This is a genomic window from Haloferula sp. BvORR071 (assembly GCF_000739615.1).
Classification (GTDB): Bacteria; Verrucomicrobiota; Verrucomicrobiia; order Verrucomicrobiales; family Akkermansiaceae; genus Haloferula.
This window is the reverse complement of the sequence record NZ_BATP01000022.1, coordinates 371,930-394,781: the sequence shown is the minus strand read 5'-3', so window position 1 is coordinate 394,781 and position 22,852 is coordinate 371,930. Positions and strand designations below refer to the sequence as shown.

22 protein-coding genes are annotated in these 22,852 nt (G+C 62.7%); 15 read left to right on the top strand and 7 right to left on the bottom strand.

The window, feature by feature from the left end; translation table 11 throughout:
- The first annotated feature begins 574 nt into the window (after window positions 1-574).
- From BV071_RS11815 to BV071_RS11780, 8 genes are all read left to right on the top strand, one after another.
- Window positions 575-1,990, top strand: coding sequence for an SLC13 family permease (locus BV071_RS11815; protein WP_052573181.1), 1,416 nt, complete (start codon window positions 575-577; stop codon window positions 1,988-1,990).
- Between the two features lie 15 nt (window positions 1,991-2,005).
- Window positions 2,006-2,623, top strand: coding sequence for a VTT domain-containing protein (locus BV071_RS11810; protein ID WP_081885940.1), 618 nt, complete (start codon window positions 2,006-2,008; stop codon window positions 2,621-2,623).
- A gap of 71 nt (window positions 2,624-2,694) precedes the next feature.
- Window positions 2,695-5,028 carry a VCBS repeat-containing protein gene (locus tag BV071_RS11805; protein WP_035606770.1) on the top strand — a complete coding sequence of 778 codons (2,334 nt, stop codon included), beginning with the start codon at window positions 2,695-2,697 and terminating at the stop codon, window positions 5,026-5,028.
- 78 nt (window positions 5,029-5,106) lie between these two features.
- Window positions 5,107-5,574 carry a MarR family winged helix-turn-helix transcriptional regulator gene (locus BV071_RS11800; RefSeq protein ID WP_035606768.1) on the top strand — a complete coding sequence of 156 codons (468 nt, stop codon included), beginning with the start codon at window positions 5,107-5,109 and terminating at the stop codon, window positions 5,572-5,574.
- A 153-nt stretch (window positions 5,575-5,727) separates the two neighbouring features.
- Complete coding sequence (locus tag BV071_RS11795; protein ID WP_265594351.1) at window positions 5,728-6,186, top strand: carbonic anhydrase; 459 nt, start codon at window positions 5,728-5,730, stop codon at window positions 6,184-6,186.
- Window positions 6,183-6,878 carry a hypothetical protein gene (locus BV071_RS11790; protein ID WP_052573173.1) on the top strand — a complete coding sequence of 232 codons (696 nt, stop codon included), beginning with the start codon at window positions 6,183-6,185 and terminating at the stop codon, window positions 6,876-6,878. Before BV071_RS11795 ends, BV071_RS11790 begins: the two co-directional genes overlap by 4 nt.
- Before the next feature lie 12 nt (window positions 6,879-6,890).
- The gene (locus tag BV071_RS11785; protein WP_035606762.1) at window positions 6,891-8,018 is read left to right on the top strand and encodes an HlyD family secretion protein; all 1,128 of its coding nucleotides are present in this window, start codon (window positions 6,891-6,893) and stop codon (window positions 8,016-8,018) included.
- Between the two features lie 53 nt (window positions 8,019-8,071).
- On the top strand, window positions 8,072-9,583 hold the full coding sequence (locus BV071_RS11780) for a DHA2 family efflux MFS transporter permease subunit (RefSeq protein WP_052573202.1): 1,512 nt from the start codon (window positions 8,072-8,074) through the stop codon (window positions 9,581-9,583).
- 47 nt (window positions 9,584-9,630) lie between these two features.
- Here the strand turns inward: BV071_RS11780 and BV071_RS11775 are convergent, their stop codons facing one another.
- Entirely contained in the window at window positions 9,631-11,097 is a 1,467-nt protein-coding gene (locus tag BV071_RS11775; RefSeq protein WP_052573172.1) for a DHA2 family efflux MFS transporter permease subunit, read from the bottom strand.
- 124 nt (window positions 11,098-11,221) lie between these two features.
- On the opposite strand from BV071_RS11775, the gene BV071_RS11770 reads away from it, so the two are divergent.
- The 3 genes from BV071_RS11770 (at window position 11,222) to BV071_RS11760 (ending at window position 14,896) form a co-directional block, all read left to right on the top strand.
- The gene (locus BV071_RS11770; protein WP_035606756.1) at window positions 11,222-12,025 is read left to right on the top strand and encodes a hypothetical protein; all 804 of its coding nucleotides are present in this window, start codon (window positions 11,222-11,224) and stop codon (window positions 12,023-12,025) included.
- Window positions 12,026-12,075: 50 nt separating this feature from the next.
- The gene (locus BV071_RS11765) at window positions 12,076-13,296 is read left to right on the top strand and encodes a cysteine desulfurase (RefSeq protein ID WP_035606753.1); all 1,221 of its coding nucleotides are present in this window, start codon (window positions 12,076-12,078) and stop codon (window positions 13,294-13,296) included.
- A gap of 61 nt (window positions 13,297-13,357) precedes the next feature.
- The gene (locus BV071_RS11760) at window positions 13,358-14,896 is read left to right on the top strand and encodes a lysyl oxidase family protein (RefSeq protein WP_035606750.1); all 1,539 of its coding nucleotides are present in this window, start codon (window positions 13,358-13,360) and stop codon (window positions 14,894-14,896) included.
- 6 nt (window positions 14,897-14,902) lie between these two features.
- Here BV071_RS11760 and BV071_RS11755 read toward each other — a convergent pair whose 3' ends face one another.
- Genes BV071_RS11755 through BV071_RS11745 form a run of 3 tightly spaced genes read right to left on the bottom strand, consistent with a single transcriptional unit; the run spans window position 14,903 to window position 15,893 of the window.
- Window positions 14,903-15,205 (bottom strand): type II toxin-antitoxin system RelE/ParE family toxin, encoded by a 303-nt coding sequence (locus BV071_RS11755; protein ID WP_035606747.1) that lies wholly within the window; start codon window positions 15,203-15,205, stop codon window positions 14,903-14,905.
- Window positions 15,190-15,375 carry a hypothetical protein gene (locus BV071_RS11750; RefSeq protein WP_035606744.1) on the bottom strand — a complete coding sequence of 62 codons (186 nt, stop codon included), beginning with the start codon at window positions 15,373-15,375 and terminating at the stop codon, window positions 15,190-15,192. Before BV071_RS11750 ends, BV071_RS11755 begins: the two co-directional genes overlap by 16 nt.
- A 53-nt stretch (window positions 15,376-15,428) precedes the next feature.
- Window positions 15,429-15,893, bottom strand: a complete 465-nt coding sequence (locus tag BV071_RS11745) for a hypothetical protein (RefSeq protein WP_035606741.1) — start codon at window positions 15,891-15,893, stop codon at window positions 15,429-15,431.
- A gap of 163 nt (window positions 15,894-16,056) precedes the next feature.
- On the opposite strand from BV071_RS11745, the gene BV071_RS11740 reads away from it, so the two are divergent.
- From BV071_RS11740 to BV071_RS11730, 3 genes are all read left to right on the top strand, one after another.
- Window positions 16,057-16,473 carry a SufE family protein gene (locus BV071_RS11740; RefSeq protein ID WP_035606737.1) on the top strand — a complete coding sequence of 139 codons (417 nt, stop codon included), beginning with the start codon at window positions 16,057-16,059 and terminating at the stop codon, window positions 16,471-16,473.
- 71 nt (window positions 16,474-16,544) lie between these two features.
- Window positions 16,545-17,360: a TerC family protein gene (locus tag BV071_RS11735; RefSeq protein ID WP_035606734.1), complete on the top strand. Its 816-nt coding sequence runs from the start codon at window positions 16,545-16,547 to the stop codon at window positions 17,358-17,360.
- Window positions 17,361-17,492: 132 nt separating this feature from the next.
- The gene (locus BV071_RS11730; RefSeq protein WP_035606731.1) at window positions 17,493-18,398 is read left to right on the top strand and encodes a DUF808 domain-containing protein; all 906 of its coding nucleotides are present in this window, start codon (window positions 17,493-17,495) and stop codon (window positions 18,396-18,398) included.
- Window positions 18,399-18,635: 237 nt separating this feature from the next.
- Here the strand turns inward: BV071_RS11730 and BV071_RS11725 are convergent, their stop codons facing one another.
- The 3 genes from BV071_RS11725 to BV071_RS32850 all read right to left on the bottom strand — a co-directional run bounded on the left by BV071_RS11725 (window position 18,636) and on the right by BV071_RS32850 (window position 21,623).
- Window positions 18,636-19,628, bottom strand: coding sequence for a UbiA family prenyltransferase (locus BV071_RS11725; protein WP_035606728.1), 993 nt, complete (start codon window positions 19,626-19,628; stop codon window positions 18,636-18,638).
- An 11-nt stretch (window positions 19,629-19,639) separates the two neighbouring features.
- A complete protein-coding gene (gene eboE / locus BV071_RS11720; protein WP_035606726.1) occupies window positions 19,640-20,782 on the bottom strand; it encodes a metabolite traffic protein EboE in 1,143 nt (380 codons plus the stop codon).
- Window positions 20,783-20,855: 73 nt separating this feature from the next.
- On the bottom strand, window positions 20,856-21,623 hold the full coding sequence (locus tag BV071_RS32850; RefSeq protein WP_052573171.1) for a class I SAM-dependent methyltransferase: 768 nt from the start codon (window positions 21,621-21,623) through the stop codon (window positions 20,856-20,858).
- Between the two features lie 249 nt (window positions 21,624-21,872).
- Between BV071_RS32850 and BV071_RS11710 the strand changes: the two genes are divergently transcribed.
- Window positions 21,873-22,844, top strand: a complete 972-nt coding sequence (locus BV071_RS11710) for a glycoside hydrolase family 43 protein (RefSeq protein ID WP_052573170.1) — start codon at window positions 21,873-21,875, stop codon at window positions 22,842-22,844.
- Window positions 22,845-22,852: the final 8 nt, after the last annotated feature.

Below are 22,852 nucleotides of genomic sequence, written 5' to 3'. Positions count from 1 at the left end.
CGGCTGCTTGTCGTGTTAAGGACTGTTAAGCGGAATTGACCTGTTAGATGCCGCGATCGCGTACAAGAAAAACCCGGAGTGCAGCTCCTCCGTGTGGCGAACCACACCTGCACCCCGGGAATTAACTTCTCCTGGAAAACTGGCTTCCTCGTGTGCTGGCCTTGCGGCCCGCGCTCTCGGAACTGGTGATACTAAAGCACGGATTCGGCCGCTTGTCGTGTTAAGGACTGTTAAGCGGGAACCTCTCCGGCCTGCGTGGAAATGCGTAATCCGCCGCGCCGTGCTGGTCGCAATCCGTACAAAAGAAACCCGGAGTGCAGCTCCTCCGTGTGGCGAGCCACACCTGCACCCCGGGAATTACTTCTCCTGGAAATCTGGTTTCCCGTGGTGTGCGGGCATCGCTGCCTGCGCTCTTGGGTATGCGATGACAAAAGCAGGGAAATGCGCGCTTGTCGTGTTAAGGACTGTTAAGCGCATGCTCCCACGAACGTGGGAATTCATCCCTCGCGGCGCGGGGAAATCCGTCTCGTGTTAGGACGCTTGCTGTTGCCGACCGAATGCCATCCGAAGAATCATGGAAGAGCCACCTCCCCAGCATGACTCCACCGCTTCCCAGTCCTTTTCCTGGCGGCAGCTCGCGATGCTGGCGGGCTGCCTTGCCTTGATCCCGCTGTCTCGCTTGTTGCCGATCGATGTCTCGCAGGCGGCTGCGACTGGACTCAATCCGGACAAGATCCGTCTTGGTCTCGGGATCTTCCTTTGCATCGGCGTGCTGTGGATGATGGAGGTTCTCCCCCTCGCCGCTTCCGCGCTGCTGGTGCCGATCCTTGCGACCCTCACCGGCGCGATGGACATGAAGTCGGCGCTCTCGAACTTCAGTCATCCGCTCATCTACCTTTTCTTCGGCGGCTTCGCCTTGGCCTCCGCCATGACCGTGCAGGGCCTCGATCGCTGGATCGCGAATTGGATCATGGTCGCTGGCCGGGGTCGCTTCATGCGCGTCTCCTGGTTGGTCTTCTGCGCCACCGCCTTCCTCTCGATGTGGATGAGCAATACCGCCACCACCGCGCTGATGATCCCGTTGGTATTGGGCATCCTCCGCCAGCTGCCACCCGGCGAGGCCACCGATTGTAATTCGATGTTCCTTCTTCTCGGCACCGCCTACGCCTCCAGCGTCGGTGGCCTCGGCACGGTGGTCGGCACACCGCCGAATGGCATCGCCGCGGATCAGCTGAACATCGGCTTCCAGGAGTGGCTGCGCTTCGGCATCCCTTCGATGCTTGTTCTCCTGCCGTTGATGGTCCTTGCACTCCGCCTGACCTGCCGTCCCGTGCCAGCCACCTTTCCGCGTCCCGAGGCCATCGCCTTCGAGTGGCACGGCCGCCGCATCGCGACCCTGGTGATCTTCGGCATGGCGGGCCTGCTGTGGATCTTCGGCGAGATCATCGGCAAGCACTTTGGCATCGCCGCGGATACCGATACCCTGGTCGCCTTGCTCGCGGTTGTCGCGCTGGTGATCTCCAAGGCCGCCGGCTGGCGCGATATCGAAAGGGGCACGGAGTGGGGTGTCCTGCTGCTCTTCGGCGGCGGCTTGGCACTCAGTGCGATTCTGGACAAGACCGGTACCAGCACCTTCCTCGCGCGGCAGATCGTGGCGCTGGTACACGACTGGCCCTTGATCCTGGTTATCGGCACCTCATTGGCTTTCGTAATCCTGCTGGGTGAGTTCTCCAGCAATACCGCCACCGCCATCCTCATGGTGCCGATCTTCTACTCCATAGGCAAGGAGCTCGGCGTCGCCCCGGCGAAGCTGGTGATCCCGATCGCGATCGCCTCCTCCTGCGGCTTCATGCTGCCAGTCGCCACCCCGCCGAATGCGATCGTCTTCGCCACCGGCAAGATCCCCCAGCGCCAGATGATGAAGGCTGGCGCGCTGCTCGATTTCTTCTGCCTCGTGGCCGTGACCTTGCTGGCGTGGTGGGTCTTCTAGCAGCATGACCGGGACATGAGATTGCTGTTCTGGTTCATCGCTCTCGCTGCCTTGGTCATCGCCGTCTGGCTGATCTGGGGCGGAGCTTGGGAGCAGCGCTTCACTCTCGCCGGTGCGGTGGCATGGATCGAGGGCGCTGGCCCGTGGGCTTGGGCTGCGGGCATCGGCCTGCTGGCGGCGGACCTTGTGCTTCCTGTGCCTGGCACCGTCGTCATGTCCGCCTTGGGCTGGGTCTATGGCACCGCTTGGGGCGGCCTGATCGCCTCCGCGGGATCCATTCTTGCCGGCCTCTTCGGCTACGGCGTCGGCCGCCTGATCGGCGAGAAGGGTGCGCGGAAACTTCTGGGCGATGGTGACTTCGAAAAGGGCCAGAAGCTCTTCACCAAGGGCGGCGGCTGGATGATCGCCCTCTCCCGTGCCGTGCCGATTCTTCCGGAAGCGCTTTCCTGCACCGCCGGCCTTGTGCGCATGCCCTTCGGTCGCTTCTTGGCTTCCATGACTTGCGGCAGCCTCCCGGTCGGCTTCCTCTATGCTTGGATCGGCTCGGTTGGCCGGGATGCTCCGGCATGGGCCTTCGGCTTCAGCATCGGCGTGCCTGCGATCCTCTGGCTGCTAGCCAGCCGCTTGAAGTAGCGGGCCGGAGAAAAAGGCTGTCCCTAGGAGAAGCGGGATGTAAACTCTTACGTAGTTTCCCTCCCTTATTCATGAAAACCCTGAGCCGCCTTGCCGGATCGTCTTCGCGTCTTTCCGTCCTGCTCATCTGCAGCCTGACCGCGCCGCCGACGCAGGCTGGCAGCGAACCGCAATTCCGCATTCTCGCCGGGGCTGGTCCCGGCGGTGCGCCGCTCGTCCAGCGCCGCGACTTCATGCCGCAGCGCTTTCCCTTCTACCCGCAGGCCTTCCGCGAGGATCTGCCCGGCGGCTCCCATCCGCTTCCCGGCTCGGCCATCGCGATCGATGAACCGGGCGTCCATCTCGCGATCGGGGATCTGGATGGCGACGGCGCGGCGGACTTGGTCTGCAGCACTCTCCGCGGCGGTCCCGGTGGCGGTCCCCACATCAAGGTCTACCGCCATGGAGGCACCGCATCGGTGGCCTCGCTTACTGCACCGATACTGGAGATCCAAGTGCCCGAGGGTGGGGGCGGCGCTGGGGGCGCCACGGCACCGCGCTTCGTGGCCGTCGGCCATTTTGAAGGTGGGGAATCAGCGATCGTCACCGGAGCTGGCGCGGGTGGTGGTCCCCACATCAAGGTCTTCGGCAAGGACGGCAAGATGATGAACATCTTCGTGCCCTACGATGACTCCTTCAACAGCGGCATCCGCGTCGCCACCGGTGATGTGACCGGGGACGGCGTGGACGACATCATCACCGCGGCCGGTGCCGGTGGGGGGCCGCACGTGAAAGTCTTCGATGGTCTCAGCGAGACTGAGATCTTCTCCTTTGCTGCCTATAAGGAGGCACCGGCGGGTGGCATCTACGTCGCGGCTGGTGACCTGGATGGCGATGGCCGCGCCGAGATTATCACCGCGACCGGTGCGGGCGGTGGTCCGCATGTGAAGGTCTTCAGCGGTGCCAGCTTCGGCACCGGTGGTCCACCTACCGAGGTTTCCTATTTCCCCTTCGGCGGCCGTTCGCTCGGAGGCGTGCGCGTGGCAGTCGGAGATCTGGATGGCGATGGCCGCGCGGATCTCGCGATCGGTGGCGTGGTCAATGGCCGCCGCCGTGTGGAGGTCCTCAAGAGCAACAAGACAGGCGACCCCTATGCCAACCGTGAGATGTGGACTTGGGGAGATGACGAGACCAGCGAGGGCGACCAATTCCCGCTCGCCGTCGGCGATATCGACAAGGACGGCTTGGCGGAGTTGGCCACCGGCGGCAGCGCACCGCGCGCCTTGATCTGGTCGCCGCGCTCAAATCTCACCCTTAACACGAATGCCTTCGATCCCTCCTTCACCGGCGGTGTCCGCGTGGCCAGCGGTGATGTGAATGGTGATGGTGTCCCTGACATCGTCGTCGCTGCAGGCGCGGGCGGCGCTCCGCACGTGAAGGCCTTCGACGGTCGCACCAATCAACTGCTCCGATCCTTCCTTGCCTACGATGTCGCCTTCACCGGCGGTGTCACCGTGGCGACCGGGGATGTGAATGGCGATGGTGTGGCGGACATCGTCACTGGTGCCGCTGCGGGCGGTGGCCCGCATGTGAAGGTCTTCGACGGCAAGACTGGCGCGGAGATCCGCAGCTTCTTGGCTTATCGCGGCTTCGCAGGCGGTGTCAGCGTTGCCGCAGGTGATCTGAATGGTGATGGCCGGGCGGAGATCATTACGGGCGCGCGTGCGGGCGGTGGTCCACACGTGAAGGTCTTCGATGGTTCGACTGGGGTGGAGACCAATAGCTTCTTTGCCTTCGATCTTGGCTACACCGGCGGGGTGGAAGTGGCAGCCTTGGGCGATGGGCGTCTGCGGCCGACCTCGCCACCCTATGTGATCATTTCCAAAATGGTCGGTGGCGGTGCGGGTGGTGGCCCGCACGTGAAGGTCTTCGATGGTCTCAGCTCCGCGGATCTGGGAAGCTACTCGCCCTTCGGTGATGACTTCACCGGCGGCATCACGGTTGCCACCGGCGATGTGGATGGGGATGGCGTGCCGGAATTGCTCGCTGGCGGCTCGCCAGTCGATCTCGGGCCCACGGTTCTCGCCTTCGACCTGCAGACGCAGGTTCAGGAGTGCTGCTGCCGTTTCAGCTTGGGTGGTCGCTCGCCGGTCGGAGTACCGGGTGAAGCGCCGTCGATCGCAATCAGCGCCCGTCCCTCGCCGAACTTGGTGCTGCAGCCGGGGACCTTGACCCCGGGTGGCCTGTATCAATTCAGGGTCGTCGGCACGCCGGGCTCTTGGGTGGATTTTGAAGGCAGCGATGACCTCGTGAATTGGCTGCCCCTCAGCTCGCAGTTTATCCCCGATGGCGACCATACCCTGATCGGCACCACCACGCCGGTCGTGCAGGGCACCCGTCACTACTACCGCGCCAGCTCGAAGTAGGGAGCTTAGGGACGGCTTCCGGAAAAATTCCGGAAAAGGGATTTGACTCAATGTTGTATATGCAACATTAGTTCTCCCATGAAGCGCAATGGAACTCCGGCAGCCGGTGATGAGGTCATCACCGAATTCGCCTCCACTTGCCTGCTCATGCGCACCCGGCTGACCTCGCGGGTGCTCACCGGCGTTTATGACGACGAGCTCCGGCAGTTCGGATTGAATGCCCCGCAGTTTGCGATGCTTGTGGTCATCTACCGGATCGGCCCCGCCAGCCGCGCGGAGATCGGGCGCTACCATCACCAGGACCGCTCCACCCTGACGCGCAATCTCAAGGTTCTGATCTCGGAAGGTTGGATCGAGGAGATCGCCACCAGCGCGGGCGGTCGGGCCCGGCCGATGGTCCTGACGGCTGCGGGTCTTAGCCTGCTGCACAAGGTCCGTCCCGCATGGGAGAAAGCGCAGGAGAAAGCCAAGTCCATGCTCGGCGACAACAACGTCGCGGCCATCGAGGACATGGCCAAGCGCCTCATGAAGTCCAAGCCCGGCTGAGGCACTTTTTATTTGGGCTTAATGTTGTATATGCAACATTGGCCGAGCCTGTATCCAACTCCTCCTCTGGAGAATCCACTCATGAGCACCATCGAAACACTCACCCAAAGAAACGCTGCATTTGCCGCGAGTCGCTTTAGCCCCGGCTTGAAGATGTTGCCTTCGTTGAAGACGACGATCCTCGCTTGTGTCGATCCCCGCGTGGATCCCGGCGACCTCTTCGGTCTGGCAGCCGGAGAGGCCGCTGTAATCCGCAATATAGGCGGCCGGGTTTTTCCCTCCACGCTCCAGACCCTGGCTATGCTGGGCATGGTCGCGAAATTGAATGGTGAGGAAGTGGGTCCGGGCTGGAACCTCATCGTCTTGCATCACACGGATTGTGGGATCAACTGTCTTGCTCATTCCCCGGAGCTACTTGCCAAGCACTTCGGGGTAGAGATGTCCGGCCTGGCGGAGTTGGCCATCACCGACCCCTATCAATCCGTGGCGGTGGACGTGACTGCCCTGAAGGCGAATCCGCAACTGGCTGCCGGGATCTGCATCACCGGCATGGTTTACGACCTTGCCACGGGAAAGGTCGATGTCGTCCTGCCCAACCAAACAAAACCATGACCGCTCTCCTTTTCCTCGTGTTTGTGGCAGCGATGGCGGGGGTCGTTCTATGGCTGGTCTGGCGTGGCTTGGCACGGCGCTCCGCGATCATCGCCACTGTCTCCTTGATCACTTGGTTGGCCTATGTGGCTGTGATCGGCTATTCAGGTGTCATCCGGAATACCGAGATGCGTCCGCCCGGGGCGGTATTCTTGTTCGCTCCGGTGATGCTCTTTCTGGGGCTTCTCGCTGTCGGCACTTTGAGAGCGCCTGTCGGGCCGGCCCTTCCGCTCTCGCTCCTGCTATCCATCCAGAGCTTCCGCGTCATCGTCGAACTCTTCATTCATCAACTCTGGCACGAGGGACTTGTGCCGGCAGTGCTGACCTTCTCCGGCGCGAACGTGGATATCTACGTGGGGGCCACGGCACCACTGGTGGCTCTGATCTCGGCTCGCTCCAAGCACGGGCCGGTGATCGCAATCGTTTGGAATGTGTTGGGACTCCTCGCCCTGGCGAATGTTGTGGTTCGCGCCGTGCTGACCGCTCCGGGTCCTCTGAACCTCATCCACGCCGAGGTCCCCAACCTGATGATAGGGACCTTTCCCTTCATGTTCATACCCGGCTTTTTCGTGCCCCTCGCGGTGGCCCTTCACTTGTCCGCCATGAAGCTGGCTTTCGCCAATGCGGCCGGCGGCGCCGCCAACAAAATCTAACCGTTTGAGATCATGCAAACCACCTCAATTCCCGCCGCTTCCGATGTCAGCGGCCATCCGGGCACAGAGACGATCCCCAACGCCCGCCGCCAATCGATCTTGAAGCGAGCGCTCCTGCTTGGCCTCCTTGTTCTCGCTGCCACCGGTACCGCCAAATGGACTCACCGCTGGTGGACCATCGGGCGATTCATGGAGAGCACCGACGACGCCTATGTCGGTGGCAACGTGACCAGTATCGCGCCACAGGTTTCCGGCTTCATCGCGCGGGTTGCGGTGGAGGACAATCAGCTCGTCCACGCCGGCGACCTCCTGGTTCAACTCGATGATCGCGACTACCGCGCGGCCCTCGCAAAGGCGAACGCTGCAGTCGCCATGCAGCAGGCTGCCTTGGCGAATCTCGATGCCACGCGGCACCAGCATCTTGCCACGATTGCCCAGGCCGAGGCGGAAGTGAATGCGGCGCTGGCGGAGATCACCCGCAGCCGCGAAGATCAATCCCGCTTGCAAAGGCTCTTGTCCGCCCATGCGATTTCCGCGCAAGCGTCGCAGCAAGCCGATGCCGACTACCAGCGCGCCGAGGCTGCGGGAGCCAAGACCCGCTCCGCCTTGGAAGCGGCGCAGCGCTACCTGGAAGTTATCGCCGCGCAGAAGCTGCAGGCGGAGGCCTCCTTGGCCCAGTCCCTGGCCCAGCGGGAATCCGCACGCCTGGATCTCAGCTACGTGGAGCTCCGCGCCCCGGTGGATGGCATCGTCGGCAATCGCAGTGCCCAGGTGGGTGCCTATGCCGGCACCGGCTCGCAGCTCATCTCGCTGGTGCCCGTGCATGGCCTCTGGATCGATGCGAACTTCAAGGAGAGCCAAATTGCGGGCATGGCGCCGGGCTCGCCTGCCTCGGTTCGGATCGATTCAATCCCCGGCAAGACTTTCACCGGCAAGGTGACGAGTATCGCCCCCGCCACTGGTGCGCAGTTCAGCGTCTTGCCGCCGGAAAATGCCACCGGGAATTTCACCCGCATCGTGCAGCGCCTCGCGGTCCGCGTGGTGCTCGATGACCTGGAGGGGGCCTCATTCCAATTGCGGCCCGGCCTTTCGGTGAAGGCGGAGGTGGACACGCGTTCCAGTGGAAAGGAGGGCTCGTGAATGCGGTCGCACAAACGCCCTTCCGCTTCCGGGATGTTCTGCCCTTCGTCGTCATGTGCGTGGGCATGTTCATGGCCCTGCTGGACATCCAGATCGTCGCTTCTTCCCTGCAGGACATTGGCGGTGGTCTGTCTGCCTCACGCGACCAAATCGGCTGGGTGCAGACCGCTTATCTAATTGCGGAGATCATCACCATTCCGCTTTCCGGTTGGCTGACCCGGGTCTTCTCCACGCGCTGGTTGTTCACGATCTCGGCCACCGGCTTTACCATCACCAGTCTGCTCTGCGCCCTCGCGTGGAATATCGAGAGCATGATCGTGTTCCGGGTGCTCCAAGGCTTCCTCGGCGCATCGATGATTCCGACGGTCTTCACCTCGTCTTTCCACTATTTCCAAGGCGCGCGCCGGGTCTACTCCGCCGCGGTCATCGGCACCATCGCATCGATAGCTCCGACCTTGGGGCCGGTGATCGGCGGCTGGATCACCGATAGCTTGGACTGGCGCTGGATCTTCTACATCAATCTCATTCCCGGCGCTGCGGTTGCTATCGCTGTCCCCTTTCTTGTGAAGATCGATGAGCCGGATTTCTCGCTCATCAGGCGGGCGGACTACCTCGGGATTGCACTGATGGCCGTCTTCCTGGGCAGCCTTCAGTATGTGCTGGAAGAAGGTGCCCGCTGGAATTGGTTCGATGATGAAGCCATCACGACCTTCGCCGTGATCGCCGCGGTGACCGGTGTGCTCTTCGTGGTCCGCTGTCTGGCTTCCGCCAGCCCGGTCGTAGACCTGCGCGCCTTCGCGAACCGGAATTTCCTGCTGGGCTGTGTGCTTTCGTTCATCACGGGTGTGGGCATCTTCGCCACCGTCTATCTGACACCGCTCTTCCTGGGCTACGTCCGCGGTTATAGTGCATGGCAGACGGGACTCGCGGTCGCTTCCACCGGAGCGGCCTCGCTGGTGGGAACGGCAGCCTACATCATGCTGGCCCGCAAGTTTGATACCCGCTGGCTGATGATGTTCGGCTTGGCTCTCTTCGGCTTCGGGCTGTGGAGCTTCACCTTTATCACCCACGACTGGGGTTCATCGGAACTCTTCTGGCCGCAGGTGCTGCGCGGTTTTCCCCAGGTCTTCGCGGTGGCACCTGCCGTGAACCTCGGCTTGGGCAGTCTGCCGCCGGAGCGCCTCAAATATGCCAGCGGCTTGTTCAACATGATGCGCAATCTCGGCGGTGCGATCGGCATCGCGATCTGCGGCACGCTCCTCAACAACCGCACCAATCTCCACTTCCTGCGCTTGGCCGAGAATCTGAACTCCGGCAACACCGCCATGCAGGACATGCTTCACAAGACCGGCAATCGTTTCGCCGGCCTGCATGGTGGCGATGCCCTGCACGGTCACGCCGTGGCCCTCAAGCGGCTCTGGTCCCTGACCTTCCGCGAGGCCCAAGTCCTCAGCTTCGCGGATGCCTTCCTGGTCATCGCCATTTGCTTCGGAATCGGCGCCCTCCTGGTTCCCCTGATGCGCAAGGTCTCGCCTCCAGCCATGCCCAGCGGAGACGCTCATTGATGAACCGCGGAGCAGCTGGGTTCGGGTTTGCGATGCCGGGGCAACTCTTACCCCTCCACCGGCTCCTCCAAGTTCCGCGCTTGCGCGTGTCCGCTCACATTGTCCCCGTCGCTAGCACGCAGCGTCAGGAACATCGCCGAACTCGCTACCGTCACTCCGCCTAACAGCAGGTAGGCTTTGTGCAGTGCGGGAATGAGCTGCGCGGAATCCGAGCGATCGATCCCACCCAAGAACCAGGCCGTGACCAGCGAGGCGAAGGCAATCCCGAAGCTGATCGCGAGCTGCTGGCCCGTGCTTGCCACCGTGCTGGCGTCGCTGGCCTGGGCATCGCTGGTGTCCGCGTAGGCCAGCGAGTTCATCGCCGTGAATTGCAGCGCGGAGACGCTACCTTGCATTACGCTGAAGAGTAGGATCACCGCCACCGGCGTGCCGGGCCCGACCTGTGAGAAGGCGGCGATCATCAGGCCGATCAGCACGGTGTTGCAGAGCAGCACCCGCTTGTGGCCCCAGCGGCCCATGATCCGCTCCGTCAGTATCTTCATGCCGATGGCTGCGAGCGCCTGTGGCATGACCAGCAGACCAGCCTGCCAAGGCTGGAAACCCATGCCGAGCTGATAAAGCAGCGGCAGCAGGAAAGGCATGCCGCTGATACCGAGTCGGGTCAGGAAACCGCCGACCACCGAGACCCGGAAGGTGCGGATCCCGAACAAGTTCACCGGTAGCAAGGGGTCTGGCACCCGCCGCGCATGGCGGAAGTAGGCGCCGATCAAGACCAGCGAAAGCGCGGCCAGCCCCACGACCGGCAGCGGATCCAAGCGGTGTTCACCGAAGATCTCCAACACCCAGGAGAGCAGAGCGATCCCGCAGCCGAAGAGGATGAAGCCCCTAGTGTCCAGCGGATCGGTCGCGGAGCCGCGGTGATCCGGCATGTGCCACTTCACCAGGAAGAGTCCAAGGATTCCAATCGGGATATTGATCAGGAAGATCACCCGCCATGGCAGCCAGTGGACGATCAGGCCGCCGGTCAGCGGTCCCAGCAAGGGACCCAGCAGGGCGGGGATGATCACGAAATTCATCGCCCGCAGGATCCCCGACTTGGGAAAGGTCCGCAGCAGCGCGATCCGCCCTACCGGCATCATGAAGGCCGCCCCAACGCCCTGCAGCACCCGGGAGGCCACCAGCATCGGCAGGTTCAGCGATAGCCCGCAGGCCAGCGAGCCGAGCGTGAAAATCGCCACCGCGAAGCCGAAGACCCGCCGGGTCCCGAACTTGTCCGCCAGCCAGCCGCTCAGCGGGATTAGCACGGCGATCGCGATGGTGTAGCTGGTCAGCACCGACTTCAGCGCCAGCGGCGCCACCCCCAGGGAGGTCGCCATCGTCGGTGCGGCGGTGTTCACGATCGTCCCGTCGAGCTGTTGCATGAACAGCGCCACCGCCACCACCCAGGGCAGGTAGCGGCGGGTTTTCTCCAGAGCGGCGTCGGCGGGGGGGAGGGGGACCGGCAGTTCGCTCATGGACGCGGGCAAGAAATCACCGATTCCTGATCTTCCAAACCCTAATCCCGGGGTGGCGTTTTCGATGGGGGCACTCCAGCCCTTGTGCCTTGTCAGGAACGGCGGGGCGGGTTTCTCTCGGCCCGTGCGCTGGCTGGAGAAACTCGAACGCAAGTTGGATTGGTTGCATTTCCGTGGTCTGTTCAAGTGGCTGGCATTCTTGGGTGCGATCACCTTTGCCGCGAGCTACGCCAGGCCGCTGATTCTCTTGGATTTGGTCTTCTTCAAGGAGGCGATCTTGTCGGGCCAGGTGTGGCGGCTCTTCTCCTTCGTCCTGATCCCCTTCGGCTCGCAGCCTTTCACCCCCATGGGGGTTGTGTTCATGTTCTTCGGGGTCTCGATCGCGGTTTTGATCAATGATTCGCTCGAAGGAGCTTGGGGTAGCACTCGGATGACCCTCTACCTGCTAGCCACTTGGTTTTGCCTCGCGGCTGCCCAGTTTTTCTTCGATCTGCCGCCCGGGGTCGGCGCGATCAATGCCGGGATGATGTTCTACACCTCGGTCTTCCTCGCCTTCGCGACCCTGTTTCCCAAGGTGGAGTTCCGCCTGTTCTTCCTTCTGCCGGTGGAGGTGCGGATCCTCGGCTGGCTGGCCGGGATCCTCTTGCTGGCCAATGGCATTCTTCACCCTGAGACCCTGCTGATCACGGTGCCTGCCCTGATTCCGTATGGCTTGTGGGTGCTGCCGGGGGTGATCCAGAGCCGCAAGACTCTGGTGAATGCCGTTGCGCGCCGCCGCAAATTCACGATCTCCAAGGGCCCGGAAAGTGAGCCCTTCCACGTCTGCGAGGTCTGCCGCCGCAATGAGCGGGACCCCGCCGATCTGGAGTTCTTCGTGATGCCGGACGGCAAGGAATACTGCTCCGAGCACTTGCCGAAGCAGCCCTGAGCGGACATTTCGCGTGCGTCCCGGCATTCCCTCGCTTCCCTTGCCCTCACATGGCCTTCGATCCCACCGCCCTCCGCGCCGAGTTCCCGATTCTCGATCAATCGGTGAACGGCCGCCCGCTGGTCTATCTCGACAATGCGGCGACCTCCCAGAAGCCGAGGGCCGTGCTGGACGCCTCGCGGCACTACTACGAGGCGATCAACGCCAACATCCACCGCGGGGTGCATCATCTGGCGCGGCTGGCGACCAAGGCCCACGAGGAGGCCCGCGAGAAGATCGCCAGGCACCTGAACGCCAGCGCCCCCGAGGAAGTCATCTTCACCTCCGGCACCACCGATGGGATCAATCTGGTAGCCAGCGTGTTAGGGCGTTCGGATCAGCTCCAGGCCGGCGACGAGGTGCTGATTTCGACTCTGGAGCACCACTCGAATATCGTGCCTTGGCAAATGCTCTGCGAGCGCCGGGGAGCCGAGCTCAAGGTGATTCCCAGCCACGAGGACGGCACTCTCGACCAGGATGCCTACCGGGCACTGCTGAATGACCGGACCAAGGTGGTCGCCTTTACTTGGATTTCGAATGCCTTTGGCACCGTGAACCCGGTGCAGGAAATGGTCGCCGCGGCCAAGGCTGCGGGCGCACTGGTGCTGATCGATGCCGCGCAGGCGGCTCCCCACCTGGCGATTGATGTCCAAGCTCTTGGCGCGGATTTCCTGGCCCTCTCCGGCCACAAGGTCTACGCGCCGACCGGGATCGGCATCCTCTGGGGCCGCCGGGATGTTCTCGACAGCCTGCCGCCATGGCGCGGCGGCGGTGAGATGATCAAGGAAGTCACCTTCGCCAAGACCACCTACAACGATCTGCCCTTCAAGTATGAGGCCGGCACCCCGAACATCGAGGGTGCGATCGCGCTGGCGGCGGCCTTCGACTTCATGGAGGGCCTTGGCATGGCGGAGATCGCCGCTCACGAGAGCGGCCTGATCAGCGCCGCGGCAGAGGGGCTGTCGGCCATCCCGGGAGTGAAGCTCTACGGTCCCGCGGACCGCGCGGGCGCCCTGTCCTTTGGAATTGAAGGAGTTCACCACTACGATCTGGGCACCCTGATCGACCAGATGGGGGTGGCGGTGCGGACCGGCCACCATTGCTGCCAGCCGCTGATGGCCCGCTTCGGGATCACCGGGACGACCCGTGCTTCCTTCGCGGCCTACAACACCGCAGCGGAGGTGGAGACCCTGGTGACGGCGGTGGACAAGGCGCTGTCGATGCTTCGCTAAGCGCGATTTTCCCCGGAACTTCGGCTTTCTCTTTGGCGCGGATACGACAGAGTCGGCCGCGATGAAAGCGGCATTCGCCCTGATGCTCGGCCTCAGTGCCGTGCTCCCCCTGCAGGCGCACTACGAGGTGACCCCCTTTCCCAAGGTGGTGCAAACCGGGGTGCCGATCGTCGGCTTGATCGCCAGCGATCCTCACGCCCTTGTGGTCTATCGCGTGGAGGTGCCAGCCGGTGCCGAGCGCTTGCTGGTGACCACCAGCGGCGGCACGGGGAATATCGACGTTTTCGTCCGCAAGGGTGCCCACCCGACCTACAATGGCGCTCAGACCGACTATTCCTCGCGCTATCCGGGGACACGGCAGCAGGTCCGCATTCCCACGCCGGAGCCGGGAGTCTGGTACGTCGGCCTGCAGGCGGACGGTGGCTACTTTGGGGTGCAGTTGCTGGTACAAACGCCCGTGGCGAAGGGCGCGCTGGTTCAACCATCCTTTGATCCGCCGCCAGGGATTTATCCCGGCAGCGTCACCTGCAAAATCAAGTCCCGCACAAAGAAGAGCGTGACCCGCTTCACCACGGACGGGAACGATCCGGACTCCGGATCACCGCTCATTCCCGGCAGCGTGACCCTGACCGGCGATACCACCCTGAAGGCCCGCTCCTACGGCCAAACCGGGCCGAATGCGGGCCAGGAAGGCCCGGTTGCGGAGGCCTTTTACCAGGTTCGCCCGCCCGGCGATGTGATCGATCTGGTGAACACCAAGACCATCTCGCACCTCGCCTCTGGCAAGGGTGGACGGCATCTCTTCCGCGTCACCGTGGAGGCCGGCCAGCGGCTGGCGGTCCAGAGCGAGGGCGGCAAGGGCAAGTCGGCTCTGGCGGTCCTCTTCGGCCAAGCCCCGCCGACCGGCAAGCCGGTGAAGGGCGAGCCAACGGTCCGCGGGGCCAGCCGGGTGGTGATCCCGGAGACCCAGGCAGGGGACTACTACATCGCTCTGGATGCGACTGGCGCTTTCTCCGGCCGCTCGCTGATGGCTGCGGTCGCTGGCGACGGACCGGACCTGATGCCGTGGGCAGAAGCACTGCGCCCCTATGTGAGCGTGGAGGAATTCGACCCGCTGTCCTGCGAGGTGCAGGAGGGACTGATCGGCGAGGGCCAGCGCCGCCTGCTGCGCTACAGCACCGAGGTGCGGAACATCGGCTCGCTCGACATGGTGATGCCGGACCCGCACGACAACCCCTTCTTCGAATACCACGCCTGCCACGGGCACTACCACTTCAAGGGCTTTGCCTCGTCGCGGCTGCTGGACATGAACGACAATGAGGTGAGGACCGGCCGCAAGGTGAGCTTCTGCCTGCTGGACAGCATCCGCTGGGAGCGTGGCGCGAAGACCGCCCGCAAGTACAACTGCGGCTCGCAGGGGATCCAGGCCGGCTGGGGCGACGTCTATGACAGCGGCCTGCCAGGGCAGTGGATCGAGATCGGCGATCTGCCCGCCGGGGACTATCAGCTCGAGGTGATCGTGAATCCGGACTCGATCCTGAGCGAGTCCAACTACGACAACAACGTGGTGCGGATCCCGGTGACGATTCCGGAGGAGTGAGGGAGGCTAGAGTTGGGACGGTTCGTCTCTTGCTCCATGCCAAACACGGAGGATCTCAACTTGGTTGGAAGCTTCCACCACGCGGTAGAAGATCCGATACCATTTGCGGCAGATAATCTCCCTCACGTTGCTGCGGGAACGCCGTGGATAGGCCGGGCCGATGAAGGGGAAGGTCATCAGGACCTCCGTGGCTGCGATGATATCGCCGCCGAGGATTCGCGCTGCTTCCGGGTTGTCGGCCGCCACGAACTCGACTACCGCCGCGAGATCCGAAATCGCGAGGTCGGTCCAAACTACTTGGAAGTCCATTGGCTGAGAAGTGCTTTGACCTCCTCATGTGACCTCACCTTGCCCTCGTCGGCCTGCGCCACTCCCTCGCGCAAGGCGGCCATGAGCGCCAATTCGTCACCGATCTCCCCGAGGGAAACGGTGTCTGGCAAGCGCTGGACGGCTTGTAGGGCGAGTTCCTTGTCGGACATGTTGGAAGGATAGCAATCCTAGAGAAGCTCGCAACGATTCTGTCGTGGGGCGCTTAGTCCCACTCCGAGTAAACGAGGCGGTAGTCCGGCCCGTACCAGGCCCGCACCTTGTGCTGTTGCGAGGCGAGCCGGCTGCGCTCGGCTAGGGCGGCAGTGCTAGTGAGGGGCTCCAGCAGGAATCCCGTGGAGGCGGAGCTCACGGACAGGGAGTCCATCTTGGTCCAGCCGCCTCCATACCAGCCGCGGACGAGGAACTCATCCTTGTGCGCGGCGATCTTGTAGGCAGGGCCTTGGTGCATCTTGGGTTTTCCGGCGCGCTCCGGCAGGTCGCGGATGCGGAGGGGCTTGGGATAGCTTGAACTCTTCACCGGCTTGCCGAGCTTGGCGATGACTTGCTCCCGCGGGGTGCCTGCGAAGAGATTGGGCTTTTCGGCATGACTCTTGGCCAAGGCGACGGTGCAAGAGGGGATCAGGGGCAGGAGAGCGAGGGCGGCGAGATAACGGAGGCGGAGTGCCATGGCTTCGGCTCAAGCTGCATGGCGCGGAATCGGCGGCGATCCGGAAGTGGCGCGGGCCTTGCCACTTTTGGTGGAGTGCAGGCTTGGCAAGAAAAGGCGTTTGCGGGCTGCGGCGTCTTTTCCGCGTGCAATCCCCGGCGGGCGGGCCTTCCTTGGGGCGGGGATGAGCATCGCCGAGAAGCAGCAGGAAGTTCTGGAGGAACTGTCTTTCTTTCCAGATTGGCAGGAGCGCTACGAGTACGTGATCGGCTTGGGCCGGAAGCTGGCAGCGATGCCGGAGGAGTCGAAGACCGCCGACAGGCTGATCAAGGGCTGCCAATCCCAGGTCTGGCTGGATGCGAAGCTTGAGGACGGCAAGGTCCAGTACCTGGCGGACTCGGATTCGGTGATCACCAAAGGCATGATCGCGCTTTTCGTGCGGGTGCTGGATGGCGGGACACCCGATGAGATCCTTTCGGCGGACATGACCTTCATCGACAAGACCGGCCTGAAGGAGCACCTCGCGCCGACCCGGGCGAATGCGCTGAACCTGATGGCGACGCAGATGAAGCAGCGCGCGCTGGAGTTCAGCGCGAGCTGATTCTGATTTGTAGGGGCAGGGCCTTACGCGGACTTGCGTGGGGATGCTAGAGCGACTATCCGGAGCGCGGTATGCTTGCGTCGCTCCTTGAATTCCACTGGCTCCATGATCCCCAGGCTTGGGGCGCGCTGCTGACTTTGTCGCTGTTGGAGATCGTGCTGGGGATCGACAACATCGTGTTCATTTCGATCCTGGTGGACCGGCTGCCGGAGGAGAAGCGCAAGCAGGGGCGCTTGCTGGGGCTGGGCTTGGCGATGCTTGCGCGCTTTGCCTTGTTGCTCTCGATCAACTGGATCATGGGACTTCAGAAGCCCATCTGGGAATTCTCCATTCACCCCACCCTCTGGGACATGATGCCTTCGGCGGCGGAGCATCAGGGGAAGCTCGGGGTCTCATGGAAAGACCTGATCCTGATTCTGGGGGGCGGCTTCCTGATCTACAAGTCAACCAAGGAGATCCACGGGAAGATCGAAGGGCATGAGGATATTCCGGGTGGTGGCTCAGGCAGGAGTGCCTTTGGGGCGATTCTCCTTCAGATCGTGATTGTAGACATCGTGTTCTCGCTCGATTCCGTGATCACGGCGGTGGGCATGGTGAATGATCCCACCAAGGTCTCGCTGATGATGGTGGCGGTGGTGATCTCCATCGCGGTGATGATGCTGGCCTCGGGAGCGATCGGCGCTTTCGTCTCGAAGCATCCGTCGATCAAAATGCTGGCCCTGTCCTTCCTGATTTTGATCGGGACCGCACTGGTCGCGGAGGGCATGCACTTCCACTTCCCGAAGGGTTATATCTACTTCTCGATGGCTTTCTCGCTGGCGGTGGAGCTGCTGAATCTGAAGCTGCGGTCGAAGGCGAAGCGGGTTTCCTCGGGGGATTTGGGGTGAGGTCGGCAGTTGGGGACCATTCGTCCGCACACGGCGTGTGCGGACTACTTTGCTTCAATTGGGAAATCTGTAGGTAATTCTACGACCATTTGGCCTTGCCCCTGGGTGTGGGTTGCTGGGCATGATCGGGGCATGGCTGGAGGAAGTCTGTTCGCACTGCTGGATGATATCGCGTCACTGCTGGATGACGTGTCGGTGATGACGAAGACCGCTGCCTCGAAGACGGCAGGGGTACTCGGGGATGACTTGGCCTTGAATGCCCAGCAGGTGAGCGGGGTGGTGGCGAAGCGCGAGCTGCCGGTGGTGTGGTCTGTGGCGAAGGGCTCGTTTATCAACAAGCTGATCCTGGTGCCGGCGGCGCTGGTGATCAGCAAATTCGCGCCGTGGCTGGTGACGCCTCTGCTGATGCTGGGTGGTCTCTACCTTTGTTATGAGGGGGTGGAGAAGCTGGTGCACCAGTTCCTCCATCGTCATGAGAAGAAGACAACCGAGGACGTGACGGTGGAGCTCAAGGCCCCCGGGGAGGAGCTGGATGAGAAGGCGAAGATCAAGGGGGCGATCCGCACCGACTTCGTGCTATCGGCGGAGATCATCGTGATCAGCCTGGGTGTGGTGGCGAAGGAGACGCTGGAGAAGCAGGCGATGACTTTGTCAGCCATCGGGGTGATCATGACTGTGGGTGTCTACGGCCTGGTGGCTGGCATCGTGAAGCTGGATGACCTGGGGCTTTATCTGAGCCAACGGGCAACGGCGGCGGCACAGGCTTGTGGTCGCGCGATCCTGTGGTTCGCGCCGTTCCTGATGAAGTTTTTGTCGGTCGCGGGGACGGTGGCGATGTTCTTGGTGGGCGGTGGGATTTTGACGCACGGGATCGACCCGGTGCATCATTGGCTCGAGCACATGTCGGAGGGCGGTGGCTTCGTCTGGAAGGTGATTCCGCTTTTGCTGGACGGGATCTTCGGGGTGCTGGCGGGTGCGGTGGTGCTTTTGTTGATGACGGGGATCGCGAAGTTGCGCGGGAAGAAGGCTGCGCATTGATGAGATCGTCTCCGGAGTTCCGGGGACCTTGCTTAAGTATTGCGTTTCCCTGCATGAGGCGTCCTTACAGGACGCGATCTGTTCAGGGTGCCTACCCGGCACTTCGTTCCTCGTGCCGGGCTGGTATGAGTCGTCCCTTTGGGACGGGGAGGGATAATGCGACAGCTTCCCTGGGGCACTTGGCTTCCGAGCGCCACCAGAACTGCTTCGTCCGCACAGGGGACTGTGCGGACTACTTCAAGTCGCCGGGGCGAGGCGCTGGAGGAGGCGGCCGAGAATGAAAGCGACCACAGGGATCACGAGCATGGCCACGAGGTGGGGCAAGTCCCGGAGACCAAGGGTTGGCATCGTGGCATTAAGCCCCATGACGATCGGCGTGGCGGCGATGAGGTCCACCAATGGAATGCCCGCCAGCAGTGCGGAGACGTAGCGTGGAATCGGCTTCTTGAATCGGGTGAGGCAGAGTGTGAGCCAGATTCCGAACGGAATCATTCCGATCAAGGACGGGATCAGATCTTCGCTCAGAAAGGCAGCGGACATCGCCACGAAGGGAACGAGCAGCATGATCCGCGAGATCGTCTGAGGCGCCCGTGGCGGATCTTCCATGCCTTCGTAGCGGGCCGATAGCGAGAGCCCGACGATGTAGGAGAAAAGGCCGACCCCAAGCATTGCAGGGATCTTCAATTTATCCAGCGCGAGCGACTGTGACGCATAGCCGATCGTTTGGAGGTAATCGAGGCTCAACCACCAGACGAAGTAGCCGAGGAAGTAGAGACCGACGCGGCATAAACCCATCGGGATGACCGCCCATACCGCACGCTTGTGGAAGTAAGTATAGATCGCGATCAGCAGACAGATCAGGACAGCGGTGCAACCGCAGAGCAGATGCAGATAGAAGCCGAGCGAGACGCCTCCGATCGCAAGGATCAGAGAGAAGGTCAGATAGCTTCCCGGTTTGAAAAGCCCTGAGGGCAGAGCGCGTTCGGGACGCTTTTCTGCATCCCAGCGGCGGTCAAACCAGTCATTCGCGAGATTGCCCGCAAAGTAGAGCATCAAGCCGCTGAGGGCGGCGAGGCCTGCTTTGCCCCAATCCATGTTCGCCGGGTTCCAGAATTCGGCGACTTGGATCCAACCGACCATGAAGCCCAAGAATACATTACTCACCACGCTGGGCGCATTGGCAATGCGCAGGGTGGCCAACAGGGCGCGGACTTTTCCCGGGCGGCTCATATTGGATTAACTCAAGCTCCGGCGAGGACCCAGCGGTATTCGCCGGCGATCTGTTCTTCCACCGGACGTTGCAAGGTACCGGGAAGCACGCCCCAGGTGTAGGTCTCGATCTCCCAGTGCTGGCAGAGGCCGGGGATCTCTTGGGCGAGGCGCAGGGCATCAAGCGAGAGTTGGCGGGTGCTCTTGAGCGGCTCCGCGGGCTCGGCATCGAGCGGGATGTGGAAGTGGACGCGCCATTGCTCGGCGTCCCTGCCATCCGCGGTGTCGAGTGAGGCGAGGCCTTCGGGAAGATCTGGGTAGCGATCAATGCGGCCGTCTGGATGTCGGGCCAGGACTTGGTGGAGAAAGGTGGGTTCCTGGAACTTGCTCACGGCTTCCACGGCCTCCGGGATGCGCGGGTCGAGCGCAAGAGCGGCGGAAAGGTGGATCTTCGAGATGCGCAGGGCCTCGCCGCGCAGGGCGGCCAGGGACTCGCGGGCATTCTCATACTGAAGCGCGAAGTGGCAGCAGTCGTAATTGATGCCGATGCGGCGCTTGATGAGGTCGTGGTCGGGAGCGTCGTCGAGCAGGCGGTCGAAGAATCGCAAGGTCTCGACGCTGTTTTCGAAATGTCCAAGAGGCTCAGGCTCCATGCCGAGGTGGAGGTCGCGGTCGGAGACCTCGCTGAGGGCCTCGACGAAGGTGGCCAGCTCGATGAGCTGCTTGCGGATCACTTCCTCGTCGGCATTGAATTCCTTGAAGGAGCCGGGGAGGGTGGAGACGGAGCCCTCAATGCCATGGGGGACCAGCTCGGAGATGATGGTGAAAAGCTCCTTGGTGTATTCCTGTCGCGCGGGATCGGTCCAGTCGGGGCGGAAGACATTGCGCTTCACGGTGCTGCCGGCGCGGAAGTCACCGTAAGGGAAGCCATTGATGGTGAAAACGTAGGCGTTCTTGGCGGCGAGCCAGTCCTTGAACTCGGGCAGGGTATCGCCTCGGAGTAGCTCGGAGGCGGCCTTGGCGGAGAGGCGCAGGCCGATGGCGAAGGCCTCATCCGGCACGACCAGGTCGCGGACCTTCAGGGCGTGGGTCGAAATCGCCTGGAAGGTGCTGCTCCAGTCCTCGGCGGGGTGGATATTCGTGCAGTAGGCGAGGTGGCCGTGGGCGAAACGCATGGGGGGAGGATGGTGGATTTTGGAGAGCGCGCAAGGGCGGGAAATCAAGTAGCGGAACGGCTGCGCCGTTCCGCTACGAGGGCCGGGCCTGCGCTACTAGGGTGATGATCTGCGCTTCCTCGTCGACCGGGACTTCGGGGTCGAAGTCGGCGAGGGCGTGGAGGGGCTCGAAGCCCGCCTTCATGAGTAGGCCGTGGAGCTGTCGGGCGGTGAACCAGCGCAGGGTCTGCTTGGAGAGGTGCTCGGCCTCCACCTGGCCGTCCTTGTCGACGATACGGTAGCGGTGCTCGCGTTCGAGGATGCGCTCCTTGCGCTGGAGTCGGTGGCGGGTTTCGAGGACACCGCTGCGGCCTTCGGTCCACGGGATACGATGATCCTCGTACCACTGATCTTCGGGCAGCTCCTTGTGCAGCTCGGCGAAGGGGATGAAGACGCTGATGTAGATGACGCCGCCGGGTGCCAGCAGCTTGTGGAAGTGGGCGAGTGCGGCAGCCGGATCGCTTGCGAGCTGTAGGGTGAAGGCGGGCAGGAGCAGGGAGGCGTAGCGGGTACCCGGGTCGAAGTTCATCATGTCGCCCTCGTGGAGCACGGGGGCGAGGGAGAGATCTGACGCGGCCTTGCGGCAGAGCTCGAGCATGTCGGGGGAGAGTTCGAGACCCTCGACTTGGTGGCCCTTGGTGAGAAGCGGGAGCAGCAGGCGGCCGGAGCCACAGCCGACTTCCAGCGAGAGACCGGGATGCTCGTGGAGGACTTGCTCCATGAAGGGCAGCTCGGCGGCCTCGCCTTCCTCCGCCCAGAAGGCGTCGTAGAGTAGGGCTTCGAGGGAAGTGTAGGCGCTCATGGGCTGAGGGTGGTTTGGTGTGGCGGGATGGGCGAGTCTGAATGGCGGTGGTTTGGGTTTGGATGAGTGTCCAATTCAGCTGTTGCCCACTGGGTGCGCCGACTTTGGTCGGCCAGAAGGACCAGCAATATCCGTGTGAAGAAGCCGTCCGGCCACAACTTGCCGACTAAAGTCGGCGCACCCAGTGGGCACCCGGTGTGCTGACACGTTGGGGTGGGAGGATTCTCCATCCCGGTGGTTTATACTGCCATGATGAAGCTCCTCACCCTCGCTGCCTGGGCACTGGCTGGCGGCGCGATGGCCGCCGATCCGGCGACCTTTCGCAATCCGATCAATCCCTCGGCCGATCCGTGGCTGGGATATTTCGAGGGCCAATATCATCTCAGTACAACGCAGGGTGACCGGGTGCGGATGTGGAGCGCGAAGACGATCGGCGGTCTGAAGGATGCGAAGCCGGTGACGGTGTGGGAGAAGGGAATCGGCGTCTGGGCTGCGGAGTTCCACCAATTGCCGACGCGTCTCGGGCCGAAGTGGTACTGCTACTTCACCAAGACGGATGGCGAGGATGTGAAGCACCGGATGTTCGTGGCGGAGAGCAAAACGAAGAGCATCCTGGGGCCCTACGGCGAAGCGAAGCAGATCAAGACCGATCCCAAGGATGAGTTTTATGCCATCGACGGGACCGTCTTTGAGAACGCGGGGAAATATTACTTCATGTGGGCGGGCCATCCGGGACACCGCTTGTTCATCTCGCGGATGAAGGATCCTTTCACGCTGGAGGGCGAGCGGGTGATGATCCCGGCCTCCGGCTTCGGCTGCGAGGAAGTAAGAGAAGGTCCGTACGTGCTGAAGCACGGCAAGCGCTTGTTCCTGACCTACTCCGCTTGCGATACCGGCAAGCCGGACTACAAGGTGGGCTACCTGTGGATGCCAGATGACAAGGATCCGCTGAAGCCGGCCTCATGGACGCAGGAGGAAAACCCGCTGCTGGAGCGCAATGACGCCGCGAATGTCTTCGGGCCCGGGCACCACAGCTTCTTCAAGTCGCCGGACGGAAAGGATGATTGGATCGCCTATCACGGGAAGACTTCCAAGGAATACACCTACCGCGGCCGGAGCACCCGGGTGCAGAAGCTGGAGTGGGACAAGGATGGCTTTCCGATGAAGGTAGTGCCGCTGGCGCTGGAGAAGGAGATTCCGGTGCCGTCCGGGGAGAAGTAGGCAAGGTG

Coding starts and splice junctions, on each gene's coding strand:
- BV071_RS11790 (WP_052573173.1), top strand. CDS start 6,183: ATGACCGCTCTCCTTTTCCTCGTGTTTGTGGCAGCGATGGCGGGGGTC.
- BV071_RS32850 (WP_052573171.1), bottom strand. CDS start 21,623: ATGAGCGCCTACACTTCCCTCGAAGCCCTACTCTACGACGCCTTCTGG.
- BV071_RS11710 (WP_052573170.1), top strand. CDS start 21,873: ATGATGAAGCTCCTCACCCTCGCTGCCTGGGCACTGGCTGGCGGCGCG.
- BV071_RS11750 (WP_035606744.1), bottom strand. CDS start 15,375: ATGTCCGACAAGGAACTCGCCCTACAAGCCGTCCAGCGCTTGCCAGAC.
- BV071_RS11800 (WP_035606768.1), top strand. CDS start 5,107: ATGAAGCGCAATGGAACTCCGGCAGCCGGTGATGAGGTCATCACCGAA.
- eboE (WP_035606726.1), bottom strand. CDS start 20,782: ATGCGTTTCGCCCACGGCCACCTCGCCTACTGCACGAATATCCACCCC.
- BV071_RS11785 (WP_035606762.1), top strand. CDS start 6,891: ATGCAAACCACCTCAATTCCCGCCGCTTCCGATGTCAGCGGCCATCCG.
- BV071_RS11810 (WP_081885940.1), top strand. CDS start 2,006: ATGAGATTGCTGTTCTGGTTCATCGCTCTCGCTGCCTTGGTCATCGCC.
- BV071_RS11735 (WP_035606734.1), top strand. CDS start 16,545: ATGCTTGCGTCGCTCCTTGAATTCCACTGGCTCCATGATCCCCAGGCT.
- BV071_RS11745 (WP_035606741.1), bottom strand. CDS start 15,893: ATGGCACTCCGCCTCCGTTATCTCGCCGCCCTCGCTCTCCTGCCCCTG.
- BV071_RS11765 (WP_035606753.1), top strand. CDS start 12,076: ATGGCCTTCGATCCCACCGCCCTCCGCGCCGAGTTCCCGATTCTCGAT.
- BV071_RS11755 (WP_035606747.1), bottom strand. CDS start 15,205: ATGGACTTCCAAGTAGTTTGGACCGACCTCGCGATTTCGGATCTCGCG.
- BV071_RS11725 (WP_035606728.1), bottom strand. CDS start 19,628: ATGAGCCGCCCGGGAAAAGTCCGCGCCCTGTTGGCCACCCTGCGCATT.
- BV071_RS11730 (WP_035606731.1), top strand. CDS start 17,493: ATGGCTGGAGGAAGTCTGTTCGCACTGCTGGATGATATCGCGTCACTG.
- BV071_RS11775 (WP_052573172.1), bottom strand. CDS start 11,097: ATGAGCGAACTGCCGGTCCCCCTCCCCCCCGCCGACGCCGCTCTGGAG.
- BV071_RS11815 (WP_052573181.1), top strand. CDS start 575: ATGGAAGAGCCACCTCCCCAGCATGACTCCACCGCTTCCCAGTCCTTT.
- BV071_RS11760 (WP_035606750.1), top strand. CDS start 13,358: ATGAAAGCGGCATTCGCCCTGATGCTCGGCCTCAGTGCCGTGCTCCCC.
- BV071_RS11805 (WP_035606770.1), top strand. CDS start 2,695: ATGAAAACCCTGAGCCGCCTTGCCGGATCGTCTTCGCGTCTTTCCGTC.
- BV071_RS11740 (WP_035606737.1), top strand. CDS start 16,057: ATGAGCATCGCCGAGAAGCAGCAGGAAGTTCTGGAGGAACTGTCTTTC.
- BV071_RS11795 (WP_265594351.1), top strand. CDS start 5,728: ATGTTGCCTTCGTTGAAGACGACGATCCTCGCTTGTGTCGATCCCCGC.
- BV071_RS11780 (WP_052573202.1), top strand. CDS start 8,072: ATGTGCGTGGGCATGTTCATGGCCCTGCTGGACATCCAGATCGTCGCT.